The sequence below is a fragment of the Mannheimia haemolytica genome (assembly GCF_004342115.1).
Classification (GTDB): domain Bacteria; phylum Pseudomonadota; class Gammaproteobacteria; order Enterobacterales; family Pasteurellaceae; genus Mannheimia; species Mannheimia haemolytica.
This window is the reverse complement of sequence record NZ_SMAC01000009.1, coordinates 1-15,733: the sequence shown is the minus strand read 5'-3', so window position 1 is coordinate 15,733 and position 15,733 is coordinate 1. Positions and strand designations below refer to the sequence as shown.

General features: G+C 40.5%; 18 protein-coding genes. 4 read left to right on the top strand and 14 right to left on the bottom strand.

The features are described 5' to 3' along the window. Positions 1 to 7 precede the first annotated feature (7 nt). Both glpQ and pgtP read left to right on the top strand, forming a co-directional pair. Complete coding sequence (glpQ, locus tag EDC41_RS04330) at positions 8 to 1,081, top strand: glycerophosphodiester phosphodiesterase (protein ID WP_006251402.1); 1,074 nt, start codon at positions 8 to 10, stop codon at positions 1,079 to 1,081. A 189-nt stretch (positions 1,082 to 1,270) separates the two neighbouring features. Next, on the top strand, positions 1,271 to 2,611 hold the full coding sequence (gene pgtP / locus EDC41_RS04325; protein WP_006251403.1) for a phosphoglycerate transporter protein PgtP: 1,341 nt from the start codon (positions 1,271 to 1,273) through the stop codon (positions 2,609 to 2,611). A 61-nt stretch (positions 2,612 to 2,672) separates the two neighbouring features. Here the strand turns inward: pgtP and EDC41_RS04320 are convergent, their stop codons facing one another. From EDC41_RS04320 to mnmG, 9 genes are all read right to left on the bottom strand, one after another. Continuing rightward, positions 2,673 to 3,653 (bottom strand): aldo/keto reductase, encoded by a 981-nt coding sequence (locus EDC41_RS04320; protein WP_006251404.1) that lies wholly within the window; start codon positions 3,651 to 3,653, stop codon positions 2,673 to 2,675. Between the two features lie 18 nt (positions 3,654 to 3,671). Beyond that, positions 3,672 to 3,935: a beta-xylosidase family glycoside hydrolase gene (locus tag EDC41_RS13835; RefSeq protein WP_235658918.1), complete on the bottom strand. Its 264-nt coding sequence runs from the start codon at positions 3,933 to 3,935 to the stop codon at positions 3,672 to 3,674. Next, positions 3,880 to 4,320, bottom strand: a complete 441-nt coding sequence (locus EDC41_RS13830; protein WP_235658919.1) for a beta-xylosidase family glycoside hydrolase — start codon at positions 4,318 to 4,320, stop codon at positions 3,880 to 3,882. The genes EDC41_RS13835 and EDC41_RS13830 overlap by 56 nt, the downstream gene beginning before the upstream one ends. A 2-nt stretch (positions 4,321 to 4,322) precedes the next feature. Further along, positions 4,323 to 5,369, bottom strand: coding sequence for a glycoside hydrolase family 43 protein (locus EDC41_RS13665; RefSeq protein WP_006251406.1), 1,047 nt, complete (start codon positions 5,367 to 5,369; stop codon positions 4,323 to 4,325). Between the two features lie 22 nt (positions 5,370 to 5,391). Continuing rightward, positions 5,392 to 6,159 (bottom strand): MFS transporter, encoded by a 768-nt coding sequence (locus EDC41_RS13825; RefSeq protein WP_006251407.1) that lies wholly within the window; start codon positions 6,157 to 6,159, stop codon positions 5,392 to 5,394. A 202-nt stretch (positions 6,160 to 6,361) separates the two neighbouring features. Continuing rightward, positions 6,362 to 6,754, bottom strand: coding sequence for an MFS transporter (locus EDC41_RS13820; RefSeq protein WP_006251409.1), 393 nt, complete (start codon positions 6,752 to 6,754; stop codon positions 6,362 to 6,364). A gap of 267 nt (positions 6,755 to 7,021) precedes the next feature. Continuing rightward, positions 7,022 to 7,636 carry a 16S rRNA (guanine(527)-N(7))-methyltransferase RsmG gene (gene rsmG, locus EDC41_RS04305; RefSeq protein WP_006251410.1) on the bottom strand — a complete coding sequence of 205 codons (615 nt, stop codon included), beginning with the start codon at positions 7,634 to 7,636 and terminating at the stop codon, positions 7,022 to 7,024. A 12-nt stretch (positions 7,637 to 7,648) separates the two neighbouring features. Next, positions 7,649 to 7,873 (bottom strand): hypothetical protein, encoded by a 225-nt coding sequence (locus tag EDC41_RS04300; protein WP_006248292.1) that lies wholly within the window; start codon positions 7,871 to 7,873, stop codon positions 7,649 to 7,651. A 94-nt stretch (positions 7,874 to 7,967) separates the two neighbouring features. Further along, positions 7,968 to 9,860 (bottom strand): tRNA uridine-5-carboxymethylaminomethyl(34) synthesis enzyme MnmG, encoded by a 1,893-nt coding sequence (gene mnmG, locus EDC41_RS04295; protein ID WP_006251411.1) that lies wholly within the window; start codon positions 9,858 to 9,860, stop codon positions 7,968 to 7,970. Positions 9,861 to 10,308: 448 nt separating this feature from the next. Here mnmG and EDC41_RS04290 point away from each other — a divergent pair, with 448 nt between their 5' ends. Both EDC41_RS04290 and EDC41_RS04285 read left to right on the top strand, forming a co-directional pair. Continuing rightward, the gene (locus EDC41_RS04290; RefSeq protein WP_006248290.1) at positions 10,309 to 10,782 is read left to right on the top strand and encodes a YchJ family protein; all 474 of its coding nucleotides are present in this window, start codon (positions 10,309 to 10,311) and stop codon (positions 10,780 to 10,782) included. A 71-nt stretch (positions 10,783 to 10,853) separates the two neighbouring features. Then, on the top strand, positions 10,854 to 11,483 hold the full coding sequence (locus EDC41_RS04285) for a tellurite resistance TerB family protein (protein ID WP_006251412.1): 630 nt from the start codon (positions 10,854 to 10,856) through the stop codon (positions 11,481 to 11,483). Positions 11,484 to 11,560: 77 nt separating this feature from the next. Here EDC41_RS04285 and EDC41_RS04280 read toward each other — a convergent pair whose 3' ends face one another. The 5 genes from EDC41_RS04280 to EDC41_RS04260 form a co-directional block, all read right to left on the bottom strand. Beyond that, positions 11,561 to 12,208 carry an ABC transporter ATP-binding protein gene (locus EDC41_RS04280; protein ID WP_006251413.1) on the bottom strand — a complete coding sequence of 216 codons (648 nt, stop codon included), beginning with the start codon at positions 12,206 to 12,208 and terminating at the stop codon, positions 11,561 to 11,563. Continuing rightward, positions 12,205 to 13,002 carry an ABC transporter permease gene (locus EDC41_RS04275; protein WP_006251414.1) on the bottom strand — a complete coding sequence of 266 codons (798 nt, stop codon included), beginning with the start codon at positions 13,000 to 13,002 and terminating at the stop codon, positions 12,205 to 12,207. Before EDC41_RS04275 ends, EDC41_RS04280 begins: the two co-directional genes overlap by 4 nt. Further along, positions 13,002 to 14,105, bottom strand: a complete 1,104-nt coding sequence (locus EDC41_RS04270; protein WP_006251415.1) for a capsule polysaccharide transporter — start codon at positions 14,103 to 14,105, stop codon at positions 13,002 to 13,004. The genes EDC41_RS04275 and EDC41_RS04270 overlap by 1 nt, the downstream gene beginning before the upstream one ends. A 71-nt stretch (positions 14,106 to 14,176) precedes the next feature. Then, the gene (locus EDC41_RS04265) at positions 14,177 to 15,352 is read right to left on the bottom strand and encodes a polysaccharide biosynthesis/export family protein (RefSeq protein WP_006251416.1); all 1,176 of its coding nucleotides are present in this window, start codon (positions 15,350 to 15,352) and stop codon (positions 14,177 to 14,179) included. Positions 15,353 to 15,482: 130 nt separating this feature from the next. Further along, positions 15,483 to 15,733 (bottom strand): transposase (locus EDC41_RS04260; protein ID WP_132303654.1); only part of this gene is annotated, 251 nt, incomplete at its 5' end.

The following is a 15,733-nucleotide window of genomic DNA, read 5'->3' as shown; positions in this document are numbered from 1 at the left end:
TAATTCTATGAAATTTAAATTCAAAACATTGGTTGCTGCATTAGCATTGTCCGCGACAGCATTGGGTGCCTATGCACAACAATCTGATAAATTAGTGATTGCCCACCGTGGTGCAAGCGGTTATTTACCTGAGCATACGCTTGAATCTAAAGCTCTAGCATTCGGGCAACAAGCGGACTATTTAGAGCAAGATCTTGCTATGACCAAAGATAACCGCCTGATTGTGATTCACGACCACTTTTTAGACGGTTTAACTGATGTGGCGAAAAAATTCCCTGAGCGTAAACGAGCAGACGGTCGTTATTATGTGGTGGATTTCACCCTTGATGAGATTAAAACCCTTGAAATGACCGAGAATTTTGAGGTGAAAGACGGCAAGCAGGCACAAGTTTACCCGAACCGCTTCCCGATGTGGCAGTCCCATTTCACCATTCACACTTTGGAAGAAGAGCTGGAATTTATTCAAGGATTAGAGAAATCAACCGGCAAAAAAATTGGGATCTATCCTGAAATTAAAGCCCCTTGGTTGCACCATAAAGAGGGTAAAGACATTGCACTCGAAACCCTGAAAGTGTTGAAAAAATATGGCTACGACAGCAAAACCTCACCAATTTACCTGCAAACCTTCGATTTCAACGAGCTGAAACGGATCAAAACCGAATTACTACCGAAACTGGGTATGGACGTAAAATTGGTGCAGTTAGTTGCCTACACCGATTGGCACGAAACCGAAGAGAAAGATAAAAACGGCAACTGGGTTAATTACGACTACGACTGGATGTTCAAAGACGGTGCGATGGCAGAAGTGGCAAAATATGCCGATGGTGTCGGCCCGGGCTGGTATATGTTGGTGGATAAAGAAAAATCTAAAGTCGGCAACATTGTTTACACGCCATTAGTGAAAGAGTTGGCGAAGTACAAAATGGAACTTCACCCATACACCGTGCGCAAAGATGCTCTGCCGGACTTTTTCCAAAATGTCGATGAAATGTACGATGCCCTGCTGAATAAAGCGGGTGCAACAGGCGTCTTTACTGACTTCCCTGATACGGGCGTGGAATTTTTGAAAAAGCAGAAATAGCTGATTTTTAAGTGAAACAAGCGGTTAGATTTCTCAAATTTTTTGCAAAAAAAGAAGGAAATTTAACCGATTTTCGTTTTCGCTCAAAATAATTTTAATCTTGCTCACAAATTTTCAAAAATCCACTTTTTCTGCTCCAAATGAAAGATTATAGTAGCCATAGGATTTCATTCTTAAAGGAGTAGTAAAATGTTTTCCTTTCTAAAAGCCTCTCCACCAGCAGAACAAAAAGTGGAAGCCAGCAGAGTTGATGCGGAATATCGCAAATTACGTTGGCAAGTGTTTGCAGGCGTCTTTATCGGCTATGCGGCATATTATTTAATTCGTAAAAACTTCTCGTTGGCAATGCCGTATTTGATTGATGAATATGGCTTCACCAAAGCAGACTTAGGTACGGTGGGCGTGGCATTATCACTCGCTTACGGCTTCAGTAAATTTATTATGGGTAACGTTTCCGACCGTTCTAACCCGAAATACTTTATCACTATCGGCTTGCTCGGTTCAGCGATTGTGAGTCTGGTGTTCGGTTTAGTACCGGGCGTGCTTTCGTCTATTCCAATTATGATCATTTTGGCGGCGTTAAACGGCTGGTTCCAAGGAATGGGCTATCCGCCGGGGGCGAAAACGATGACCAACTGGTTCTCAACCTCTGAACGTGGCGTGTGGTGGAGCTGGTGGAACGTGTCGCACAACTTGGGCGGCGGTTTAATCGGGCCGTTGGCGATTTTAGGCTTATCTATTTTTGGCGTGTGGCAATCCCTGTTCTATCTGCCGGCGTTGATTGCGATTGTACTGGCGTTTGTGATGTTCTATTTGATGCGTGATACGCCGGAATCTCAAGGCTTACCGCCGATTGATGAGTACAAAGGCGAGAAAGTGGTGGAAAAAGTGGAGTCTGCCCACACACTCTCTTCCAAAGACATTTTCTACAAATATATTTTAAACAACAAATTCCTGTGGGCAATTGCGATTGCCAACGTGTTTGTCTATTTCATTCGCTACGGCATTATCGACTGGGCACCGACTTACTTAAAAGAAGTGAAACATTTCTCTGTGGATAAACAGAGCTGGGCGTACTTCTTGTATGAATATGCCGGTATCTTCGGTATGCTTGCAAGCGGTTATTTAAGCGACAAAGTATTCAAAGGTCACCGTGCGCCGCCGATGTTGTTATTCCTTGCTGGTGTGTTAATTGCGATTGTGGTGTACTGGAAAAACCCAGCCGGCAACCCGTTAATCGACAACATCTGCTTAGTGGCGATTGGTTTCTTAATCTACGGGCCGGTGATGATGATCGGTTTACAAGCAGCGGATTTAGTGCCTCGTGTTGCCACCGGTACAGCAACAGGTTTAACCGGTTTATTCGGCTACTTGTTAGGCTCTGCAAGTGCAGGTTATGTGATGGGTAAACTGGTTGATATGTTCGGCTGGGACGGTGGTTTCTATGCCCTGATCCTTTCCTGTTTCTTAGCCTTTGCGTTTATTGCATTGACTCTGTTTAAGAAAACCTCTAAACAGTTAGAGGTTTAAGGCTAAAATTGACAAAAATGGAACTCAAGTTAGAGTTCCATTTTTTATAGCGTTGGATAAATTACCACAAATGATGCACACTTGGGCGAATTAAGCGGTTGTAAATATCTTCCACTTTTTGCATTTCATTTTCAGTGAGTGGAGGGAAATTATCCACCGCTGCGTTAGTAATTACTTGTGAAACCTTACTTGCTCCCGGGATTACTGTACTCACAGCTTCATTCATCAATACCCAACGTAGGGCGTAAGGAATTAAATCTTCCGTGCCGAATAGGGCTTTCAATTCTTCCACCGCTTGTAAACCGAGTTGATAATCCACACCCGAAAAGGTTTCGCCTTTATCGAAGGCTTCACCATTGCGGTTAAATGTGCGGTGGTCGTCTTTGCCAAATTGGGTGCAGGCATTATATCTGCCTGTAAGCAAACCACTTGCCAACAGTACACGGGCGATAATACCCACATTTTTTTGCTGAGCGGTTGGGAAGAGTTGCTCCAATGGTTTTAAGCGGAACATATTGAAGATAACTTCCATTGCCGCAATGTCATACTCCATTGCCAACAAGCCTTCCTCTACCGTTTCGATACTCACACCGTAGTCTATTAATTTTCCGCCGGCTTTAAGCTGTTCCAATTTCGTAAAAATCTCATCATTGCGATAAACCAACGTTGGCGGGCAGTGGAGCAAAATCATATCCAACTTTTCCGTGCCAAGATGGCTTAAACTACCATCAACAAATTTTTCGATTGCCTGTGGCGTGTACATTTCAGCAGTATGCGGGTTTAACGCACGTCCACATTTGGTAACGACATAGAAAAAGTCAGGGTATTTTTTCAAAATATCACCAATGGCTTTCTCGCTTTGCCCGTTGTTATACACATCAGCGGTATCAATAAAATTGATGCCTTGCTCATAAGCGGTTTCTAAAATTGCCATCGCCTCTTGATGATTGAACGGTTCACCCCATTTCGTCCCAAGCTGCCAAGTGCCTAACCCAATTTCTGACACCATTTTGTTGGTTTTACCAAATCTGCGTTGTTTCATTGTGATATTCTCCTCATTTTAGCCAAAGCAACTTTCAGATTTTTCCCAAGAGAATGAGCCGTCTGTAAGTTGCTTATCGCCTAACTCTTTATAGTCAAAGTAGCTAAATTCTGCTGTAGATTCATAACTGGAGTAATCCACTGCAGCCAGCCCGACAAAAGCTCCTGTGAAGAAACCGCCATAACTGCGTAACACATAATCATCTGAAAGCACTGCCGCATCTAATTCAACCGGAATAGTGTGCCATTGTGTGCCATTGTTTGCCATCGAATGAATATTCATAACGGTAAGTTTCTTTCCGAACTTTAGTCTTAAACCAAACATACTCCGTTCCATCAGGAATGACAATTGCTTTATCTTTAAGGTAAGAAGTATATTGCCCATTTCTGAGTCCACCTTTATTTTCTGCAACTTCAATCACCTGTTGTCCTTGATCATTTTTGGTGATGAAAATCCAAGACCAGTGTGAGTGATTGTAATAGTTAGTTAAACCTGCCATAGATTGATAAGAAAACGGTGTAAATTTCACTTTGGTTTCCGCATCAAAATAGAAGGCTTGCCAACGGCGTGCGATTAGCGATAAATCGTGTGTATTTGCAAGAGAGCCTCGCCCAATCAATTTTAAAACACCATTACCAACTTCGCCCATCTCTTTACTAAAAGGCACTCTTAAGTGTTCCAGTTAATATCTAACGTTGAGCTATCAAACTCATCGTGTTGAGAATGATCAATAGGAGCTTCGGTAAAAATTGCATCTTTTGGGGCTTCTACAAAGGTTTTTCCACCGTGTCCACCCACAATATAAGGCCAGCCGTCTTGATCAAATTCTACTTTTTGAATGGCGGCTTCACGCCCTAATGTTGACCAACCACGAGGATCGGTTGCGGATTCTGTTGCATGATTCCAAGGTCTTGCTGTGAGGGAAGCGTAATACCATTCACCACTTGGGGTATCAACTAATGAACCGTGCCCTTGTTTTTGTAGGTAAGAATTAGGTGTATCAAAATTAGTAATAAACGGTGTATTTGGAGCCAGTTGGAAAGAGTGAGCCTCCAATGTTTTAGAACGAGCCACTACTTCTTGATGCGTAAATACTGTGCCGCCTTCCGCCGCAAACAGATAATATTCGCCATTAATTTTATAAATATGTGGACCTTCCACCAATTTCACTTCTGTACCTTCAAAAATCGTACGCTGGGTTTCAGGTTTGAGTTTCATTGTGGCAACATCAAATTCCGTTAACGTAATACCGTCAAAGGGGTGATGATATTCACGGTGATCCCAAGTCTGTTGCACTAAATATTTTCGCCCATCATCATCGTGAAACAACGAAGCATCAAACCCAATACCATTCAATTTAATCGGAGCTGACCAAGGACCTTGAATTTCTTTGGCAGTAGTTAGATAGTTAGTCATATCTTTGAATGCACCGTCTGTAATTTTTACATCGGTATAAACCAACCAAAATTTACCTTCCGCATAAGAAAGATCAGGAGCCCAGATACCACCTGAAGAGGGATTGCCTCGCATATCTAACAACGTGGTTGTATCTAAGACATTTTTAACTAAATTCCAATGCACTAAATCTTTCGATTCGTGAATTCTCACTCCCGGAAACCATTCAAAAGTAGAAGTTGCAATGTAGTAAGTATCACCCACACGCACAATAGATGGATCTGGATTGAAACCGGGTAAAACTGGATTTTGAATTTGCATAATCTATTCTCCTATACTCAAATTATTTGGAATAAGCAGTAATTTTTTCGTTGATATGATCAATATCAGTATCGCTTAACGGATAGCGACTCATCACAAATCCTGCAATAATCGCTAAAATAATTGGAGCCCAAATCATTGAAAGATTGATACCAAATAAAGCCTCTTCGGTTTGAGCCAAAAGCGAGCCGTTAAAACCATAAACCGCATTAATATAACCCGGAATAATACCGCCTAACGCCAAGCCGATTTTAAAGAACAAGCCCATTAACGCATTAATAATACCTGCTACACGTTTTTTCGACTTAAACTCTCCAAAGGTAACAACCTCAGGCACTAACGCCCACATAAAACCGGTAGCAGAAGTTAATCCCCATTGTTGTAAGAAACGACCGATATAGCCTAAGGTTGGAGAGTATTTGAAGGAGTCAAATTGCCATACCCATAGACAAAGTTGCCCTAGAACGAAAATCCCAAGGATAGAGCCTAATAAACCGACGGAGGCAATCCACTCAGAATGCCCAATATTATATTTTAGGTAAAAAGGCCACACCGTATTTCCGAAGAACATAAAAGTAAAACCTATTAAGAAGAATAACCCTAAAATCTGTAATGGACGATTGCGTTTGAGTTCATTAACTAAATCTGAATACTTGACTTTATCTGTTTCTTCCGCTGTTGGAATAATCCGCTCTTTAGTACCAAAATAAGAGAGCATTAACGCCACAAATCCAATTACCATATAGACCGCATAAACCTTAAACCAAGCAGGGCCTGCAGCAGCAGACATATAATCACCTAAATAGAGCTCAATACCGAAAAAGCCGGTGTTTTTTAATTCGGCGTGTGGTGCAAGTAACTACACAAAAAGTGGGAATAAGGTATAAACAAACAAATTAGCGATATTTGCCATTGTCATACGGGTTGTGGTTAATTTAGCAATTTCGTCTGTGTCTCGAGTAAGAGAAGCAGAAAGCGAGCCATAAGGAATATTAACCCATCGCAGTGGCAAAATAAGAAAGGAAAGCATAAATCACTGAGCCACGTACTGATTCAAGAGGAAGAAATAGTAGTGAAGCTAAAACCACAAGAGGAATCCCAAATTTCAGTAAATACGGGCGGTATTTACCCTGTGCTGAGGGCTTGCTTTTGTCAATAAAGGCACCGACAAACGGATCCCAAAACACATTTCCCCATTTTACAATTAAGAAAATCGTTACTCCTGCTACGGCAGAAATGCCGTTTACAGTAGTTACGTAAGTGAGTAAGAAACCACCAACTGTACCAAAAACTAAATTTTGGGCTAAGTCGCCACTACCATAAGCAATACGTTCAAACGTACTGAGTTTAGCAAACTCATCTGCCTTATTTGTTACCCTGTTCATTACGAACCTCCTCGTTATATAATTAAGTTCGCTTATTTTCAGGTAAAGAAATAAGGGCTTCAATTACGAATATTTTTTACTACATTATGTTTTTTTGTTTTTGTGAAGCACATCACAAAATAGAAATAAATCAGATGAAATAATAGGTTATAAAAAAAGCACACCTTATTAACCAGGTATGCTTTATGAAAAATAGTTAACACAAGCAGTCAGATTTGCAAAAAAATTTACAAATTCGACCGCTTGTATCATTAAACTTCCAATGTATTAGGGCTTTTTCAACACTACTAAATGCCGTTCTCCTACCAACTCAGGTACTTCAAGCTTAATCACTTCCACTAGCTGAATCGGTTGTTTGATTTCAGTTATTTCCTGCTCATCATACACGCCTTTTAATGCATAAAATTTACCGTTTTCAGTCGGTAAATGATAACACCAGTCGATCATATCATTAAGCGAGGCAAAGGCTCGGCTTAATACGCCGTCAAACTGGCTTTCAGTGTATTCCTCCACTCGACTTTGCACTGGGGTAACGTTTTTAATACCAAGCTCACGCAACGCATTTTTGATAAAAGTGATGCGTTTGCCTAAGCTGTCTAGTAGCACGAACTGTTTATCAGGGTTAGCAATCGCCAGCGGAATGCCCGGTAGCCCCGGCCCCGTGCCGACATCAATAAACGTTTCGCCTTGTAAATGACGACTAACAACAAGGCTGTCCAAAATATGTTTAACCAACATTTCATCAGGGTTGCGAACGGAAGTGAGGTTATACGCCTTATTCCATTTATCCAATAATCTCACAAAACCAACTAACTGCTCTTTTTGTTGATCGGTCAAATTTATTTCGGCTTGAGCAAGCAAGCGGTTTAATTTAGCTAACATTTTGCAAATTCCTTAATCATTATTTTCATTAATACGCAATGCCCGATTACTTAACGAATGACTTTTTTCAAACAATAAATTTTCAAGAAACATCACTAAATACGCTTTAGTCACAAATACACCTTGTCGCAGATTTTCATAATTGGTATGAACAAGTGCATTGCAGAAATACCACGAAGGTTGGGCAAACATTTGGTGATCGAACGGCGAAAAACCGAGTTTACGCAGATATATCATTAAAAATACGGCGGTAGTTCGGGTATTTCCTTCTCCAAAGAATACAAGCGGTCAATTTTGCAAAAATTTCTGCAAAACCAACCGCTTGTAGTATTTACAGCTCACCCCGTTTCAACATTCCTTGCTTCTTCAAATTCACCAACAGAATGGAAATCGCTGCCGGTGTGATGCCGGAAATGCGACTTGCCTGCCCGATGGAGACAGGGCGGTGTTGCATCAATTTAGCTCGCACTTCGTTGGAGAGGCTTTCGACTTTGTCGTAGTCAAACTCTACCGGAATCAGGGTGTTTTCGTGGCGTTTATGGCGTTCGATTTCGTTGTATTGATGCTCAATATAGCCCTGATATTTGATCGCAATTTCCACCTGTTCTGCCGCTTGCTTGTCTTCAATAGCAGGGGCAAATAGGGCGATTTGGGTCAGCTTTTCGTAACTCATTTCAGGACGGCGGATTAAGTCTTCACCGCTTGCTTCACGGGCTAAAGGATTAGCCAATAACGCGTTCAATTCGTCCAGATTTGGCATTTGCAAATGTGCCCAAGTGGATTTCAAACGAGCTCTTTCTTGCTCAATCGCTTCCATTTTTTGGTTGAAACGCACCCAACGTGCCTCGTCAATTAATCCTAGTTCGTGGGCTTTTGGTGTTAAACGAATGTCCGCATTGTCTTCACGCAGCAACAGACGGTATTCGGCACGAGAGGTAAACACACGGTATGGCTCTTTGGTGCCTAATGTACAGAGGTCGTCCACCAACACGCCGGTGTAGGCTTGATCACGGGTTGGATACCACGCCTCTTTACCTTGAACCTGTAACGCTACGTTAATCCCTGCCAGCAAACCTTGCGCACCTGCCTCTTCGTAACCGGTCGTGCCGTTAATTTGTCCGGCAAAGAATAAACCGTCAATCGCTTTGGTTTCAAGGGTTGGTTTTAAATCACGCGGGTCGAAGTAGTCGTACTCAATCGCATAGCCCGGTTTGATGATGCGGGTGTTTTCCAAGCCTTTCATTGAGTTGACGATCCCCATTTGCACATCAAACGGCAAGCTGGTGGAGATCCCGTTCGGGTAAACCTCAATCGTATTTAAGCCTTCCGGTTCAAGGTAGATCTGGTGGCTATTACGATCGGCAAAACGCATTACTTTATCTTCAATAGACGGGCAGTAACGTGGACCAACCCCTTCGATAATACCGGTGTACATCGGGCTGCGATCAAGACTGTTGCGAATTAAATCGTGGGTTTGATCGTTAGTGTGGGTGATGTAGCACGGAATTTGGCGTGGGTGCTGTGAGACATCGCCCATAAAAGAGAAGACAGGTAACACCTCATCGCCGTGCTGTTTGGCAAGTACGTCAAAGTTGATGGTACGGGCATCGAGGCGAGGTGGTGTACCTGTTTTAAGGCGATCAACACGCAAATTCAGATCACGCAGACGATCTGCCAACATTGTTGCAGCAGGATCGCCGGCACGACCACCTGCATAGTTATCCAACCCAATGTGGATCTTACCCGCTAAGAACGTACCAGCGGTTAAAACTACCGCACGGGCTTTAAACGTTAAGCCCATTTTGGTAACTGCACCCACTGCACGGTTGTTTTCCACCAAAATATCCACTACTTCTTGCTGGAAAATATCTAAATTTGGTTGATTTTCTAACGCAGTGCGTACCGCATTACGGTAAAGCACACGGTCAGCTTGGGCACGGGTGGCACGCACCGCAGGCCCTTTTGAGTTGTTTAGGGTACGGAATTGGATCCCGGCAACGTCTGTTGCTTTTGCCATTAAACCGCCCATCGCATCGATCTCTTTAACCAGATGGCCTTTGCCGATCCCTCCGATAGCCGGGTTGCACGACATTTGCCCTAAGGTATCAACATTGTGGGTTAAAATCAGGGTTTTTAAGCCCATTCGTGCCGGTGCTAGGGCCGCTTCTGTGCCGGCGTGACCACCGCCGACCACGATCACATCGTAAATTTGGTTGTAAATCATATCTCTTCTACTATCTTACAAATTCTGCTGAAAAATGAGCGCATATTTTAGCGTAAAAAGGGATCATCTGGGAAATAGATTTTTAGAGAGGTTAAGATCTAAATGCGACACTAAATATAATATAGATCTATATAAAGATCTTTATTCTTACTCTTATTAGATCCTAATTTTTCTGTGAACAAAAGATCTTTTCATTTAAAAACAATAAGTTAGTATAATTTAAATAGGTGAATACTATCAATTAACCAATAAATTAACCTGTGGATAAAATCTTAAGTTATCCACAATCTATAGAATAAAGGCTTTTTAAAGCAATGAATACCCAAAAAATTCACGATTTTTGCATAAGTTATCCACAAGGGGTATGTCACGCTTTTTTATAAAATTTATTTTTCTTTATTTATAGCGTAAACTTTTCACATCTTTATTTTTATGCGGAAATGTAAAAATGTTAGAAAAAATCACCGCTTGTCCTTGCCAAACAGGCAAACGCTACGCTGAATGTTGCCAACCTTTCCATTTAAAACAGACATTTGCATCAACGGCAGAGCAATTAATGCGCTCCCGTTACAGTGCTTATACTTTGGTTAATATTCCCTATATTGTGGAAACGACAGTGCCAAGTCAGCAGAAATTACTTGATCAGACTGCAATGAAAGAGTGGGCTGAAAATACAAAATGGGTAGGATTATCCGTGCTAAATCACTTACCTTCTCTTTCGAGAATACATAGTCAGGTTGAATTTAAAGCCTTTTTTGATACAGATGAGGGGATACAGGGACACCACGAAACCTCTCTTTTTGTTCAAATTGATGAGCGATGGTTTTTTGTGGATCCTACCGTACCTTTGCCTCATCAAAAACAACCTTGTGTATGTGGCTCCGGAAAGAAGTTTAAGCACTGTTGTGGAAATTATCTTTAATTTGAATTGAACTCTTGTTTGAATCTAAGGACTAATGAGTAAATTTCATTTACTTACCAAGAGGAACAAAAATGGATTTCAGTAAGATTTTAAGTCAAGTATTAGATACAGCAAAAGATGCCGCTACAAACGGATTAATTAAAGGTAATTCTAAAAACGATCAGATCGCTAAAATTGGTGGCGGCGCTGTCGCTATTGGTTTAATTTCAACGTTATTTGGGCGTAATGGCGGTTCAAGTTTAGCAAAATTAGGCTCTTTAGCCGCTATCGGTAGCCTTGCTTATCAAGCATACCAAAAGTATCAAGCGCAAAATTCATCGGTTTCAGAACTTAGCCAAAATAATTTTGAAAATGTAGATGAAAATGTGGCAAGTAAAGTGATTTTACAAGCAATGATTGCCGCTGCTGCTTCAGATGGTGCTATTACTGAAGAGGAAAAAGCAGCTATTGTTTCCCAAGTTGGAGATGAGGCTGAAGTCATTGAGTGGATTCGTCAAGAAATGGACACTCCGGCTACAGTTGAAGAGATTGCCCGCCAAGTAGGTAATGACCAAGCATTGGCTACACAAGTTTACTTAGCTTCCCGTGCAGTATGCAGAGATTTAGAACGCAAAGAAATCGTTTTCTTAGCTAATTTAGCTGATGCTTTAGGTTTAGCTGAGGCATTAGTTGAACAATTAGAAAAAGACGCAGGTTTCTAATTTTCAGTTTTAGTAACAAGCGGTTATATTTTGAGAGTTTTTTGCGAAAAACTTGTGAAATATAACCGCTTGTTCTTTTATGTTTTATTGTAGAAATTATAAGCGTTATCTATAGAATCAAAAGTATGCATGATACCCTCTTCTAAAACCATTGCAGAATCGCAATATTCTTTAATTGAGGCTGGGCTATGAGAAACTAAAATCAATGAACGGTCTTTCCGTTTTTCAAAAAGCTCGTGCTTACATTTGGCAGCGAATCGAGCATCGCCTACTGCAATCACTTCATCAATTAAGTAACAATCAAATTCAATAGAAAGCGATAATGCAAAGGCTAAACGGGCCTTCATACCAGAAGAATAGCTTTTTACCGGTTCATATAAATATTCGCCGAGTTCTGAAAATTCTTCGGTGAAAGATTTTACATAGTCAAAATCAGCATCATAAATTCGGCTGACGAAACGAAGATTATCCATTCCGGTCAAACTACCCTGGAATGCACCACTAAATGCCAGTGGCCAAGAAATCGACATTTGACGTTCAATCGTACCTGTTGTTGGAGGTTCTACTCCGCTCATTAAACGGATTAAGGTTGATTTTCCTGCACCATTGCGCCCTAAAATACCCACTTTTTCACCTTTTTTTAGCTCAAAGTTAATATCTTTAAGAACGGTACGCCAACCGCTATTTGTTCTATAACGCTTACTGACATTTCTAATACTAATCATCTAGGTTCGATTCCTTTACTAAAACTTCTCACAAAGAGTAAGCCGATGAATAACAGAATAAGATCGCTGACTATAATATAACTAATGCTTTCATAGGTAATGACAGTTTCGCCAAAATAGCCATGTCTGAACATTTCTGTACCGTGAATCATTGGAAACCACAGTGCGATTTGCTGTGCTTGTGATGGTAAGTTATGGACGAAAAAGAATGCTCCGGACAATGGAAGTAATACGAAGCTAAAGGTTCCCCAAATTCTGCCAAATGGTTCAATATAATGTGCTAATGCACAGATAATTAAGCCTAAACCTAATGCAAAAAATGCCATTAATACCCAAGCACAAAGCATATAGAAAATATCGTGGGGTACATCTATCCAGCCAATAGCGATAAAAAACGCCATTAATAGGATTTGAGCAATAGATGTCCCTGCAACTTCCAATAAAGCTCGAGTGAATATGGTATCTAATACACGAACGTTTCGATGATAAAGCAGGCTAATATTTGCGGATATAGCTCCCTTAGATCTATTTGTTGTATTTCTCCACATCATTGCAATCGGATAGCCGGTAAGCATAAATGCAACAATATTAAGCGTAGAATATTTATCAGCTTTAATGTACTTCCAAGCTAATGAAATGATTAGAGTTAATAATAAGGGTTCAATAAACAGCCATAAAAAGCCAATATTTCTACGCCCATAACGGGTGATCAACTCTCGCATTAAAAGAGCGTGAATCACTCGTTTTTGAATCACGCAGGAACGTTTAAAGGTTGTATTATCACCATATCGCATTAGTTTTTATGCTCTCTGATACTTGCTATTAACAAACTTAATACTCCAAATAGAATTAAGCCGATAAAAAAAGTTGATATAATATTATAAATTCTGTAGGGTTCTAATGCCCAATCCGGTTTGCTTGGTTTACCAATTACCTCTAAATAAAGTTGCTGGCGATCAGCCTCTCCTCTTGTATTTTGTAGCGATGTCATTGCCGCTGAAAGCTGTTGTTGAGCTAGCTCGTTAGCTAAAACTAAACGCTGATATTCAGCTGTTTGCGTTGCCACAGAAGTATTACCTCCTGCAAGTTGTTTAGATTGGTCATCAATTTCTTTTTTCAAACTTTTTTGACGCATTTGTAATGCGGCTACCTGAGGATTATCCGGCGTAATTGACTGCAATTGTGCTAATTGTGTTTCAACCCGAATTAATTCACTTTTTAAGGTAGAAATTAATGAGAGCTGGACGCCGGATTGTGCAGGTAAATCATAAATTTTATTTTTGGTTCGATATTGGCTTAATGCTAACGCAGTATTATTGACATCTTTTTCGGCCTCTTTTACGCGTTCTTCTGCAAACTCAACCGTATCTTGTCTTGCTCTTTCATTAAGACGGTTAATTAATGTTTCTCCTTGCTGTAATAAATTCTCGTTAATTTTCTGCCCTTCTTCGGCATTAAAAGCACGAACGCGTAACGTCGCAATACCTGAAATAGAATCGACATCAATATTCAGATGTTCTTTAAAGTAACGGTAAAACGCTTCTTGGGTATCGTTAAATCCGAAACCGTTAAATTTGCTTAGTAAATCACCTTGCTCACTATAAAAACGTTTTACCGGAATTTCTGCTTCAAGTTGCTCTAATGCGGTACGGGAACGCATATATTCCTGAACTGAATAGGTATCATCTTGAGAACGGGCGAAACCGGAGTTTTGCAATAAAGCACCCACGCCGGTTAAGCTGGATTGATTATTCGGTGAACGAACCACAAAGCTAGATTCTGAAACATAAATATCAGAGGCAAATAAGGAATAATAAATTCCGGAACAAGCAGTTGGAATAATTACAGTTAGCCACAACAAAGGGTTGGCTAAAAAATGTTTTTTCTTCTTTGACATAAAATCCTCAACGAAAAGTGTTACAAGCGGTCATTTTTTAATGATTTTTTACCATTTTATCTATGAGCTAATTAGTACGCTCTAATTGTATTAGCTGTACCTGTAATTGGTGTAGTAATGGAGAAAATCATTCTCAAGAATTTTTGAAATTCAGACAGTGGAGCATTCGACACATATACAATATCTTTATCTTGAATAGGGAAACGCTGCAATAAAAACATTGATTGCGGTTTTAATAAATTCACCTGATAAACAGTTGGAACGTCCATTCCCTCTGCATAACCTTTTTCACGCCATTGAGCTTGGTTATCGTAATCTAATTGTGTAAAAGGAATATGGCGGAATACGAACACACCACGAGGGTCTGAACGATCATCAATTAATCCCCCCATCTTACCTATAGCTTCAGCAAGTGTAATCCCTTTACTTGAGAAACGCATTTGCTGATTATTTCCCACAGCCCCCAAGCCGGTAAAGCTATAAGGCGTATTCATTAAGGCAACAACATCGCCTGAACGTAATGTAATATTTTGTGAGGGATCGGCAATTAAGGTTTCAAACGCCATCGAACGTACTTTATTTCCACGTGTTAAACGAACCGTTACATCTTCAATATTTTCGCTTGTACCACCTACTGCCGCAACGGCATCTAAAATGCGCTCGTTATTTGCGCTTAATGGCATACGAATGCTATTTCCTTGGCGGATAACAGTAACATCAGACGACAAGTTATTCGCAATACGAACTAATGCTTGAGGCTGATTGGCCTTACGGCTTAATGCACCAACAATTTGATTTTGAATAGCTTCAGGCGTTTTCCCTGCCACTTTAATGTTACCGATAAAAGGCACAGTTACCGTACCATTTTTGTTCACCATTTGCTGTGGTAATTGAGTTAAATGCCCATTACCTTGCCCTTCTGCACTAAATGTTCCACCAAATAGCACGGCAGGTGGCGCTTCCCAAATGGATATTTCCAATATATCGCCTACATTAACTGTTCCGGCATAACCACCCACACCGATTGAGCCATCAAAGCCTGAAAAACGTTGAGATTGTTGCGCTTGGTATAAGTTTTGTACGGTGATGTTATCTAACTTGATTAAATTGACTTCAGGTAATTGTGTTTCAGCGTTATTTTCATTACTTGCTAAGACTTCGCTATAGCTCGGGCCGGACGTTGGTAGGCTGGAGCAGGCTGATAGTAAGCTAAAAGTGAATAGACTAAACAAAGATGTTTTTTTCATTAGATACCTCATTACATTTGATAGTAGTATAGCACTAATGTTAAGCTAGGCGTAGCTTAACTTATCAATACTATTTAATAGAAACAATAGGTTGTATTTTTGTATTTGATTTTGGGGCTGTCCTAGATAACTAACCTAAACTACCCTTAACCAATTGTTTTAAAAAGGATATTTGAGATTTTAAGTCACTGTGATTAAAACGCCATTCGCATTCTTTCAAATACAGCTCAAAATGCACTTTGGGAATGCCGTTAAACTTACGCAAATGGCGTTTTGCTTGGCTCCCAAAATTCTCAATTCCATTAATGTGATTTTGATTTTCAGCGAAGTGTGTGCTGTGATTAATGCGAAAATGGTTAAATTCACTCACATCAAGCACAT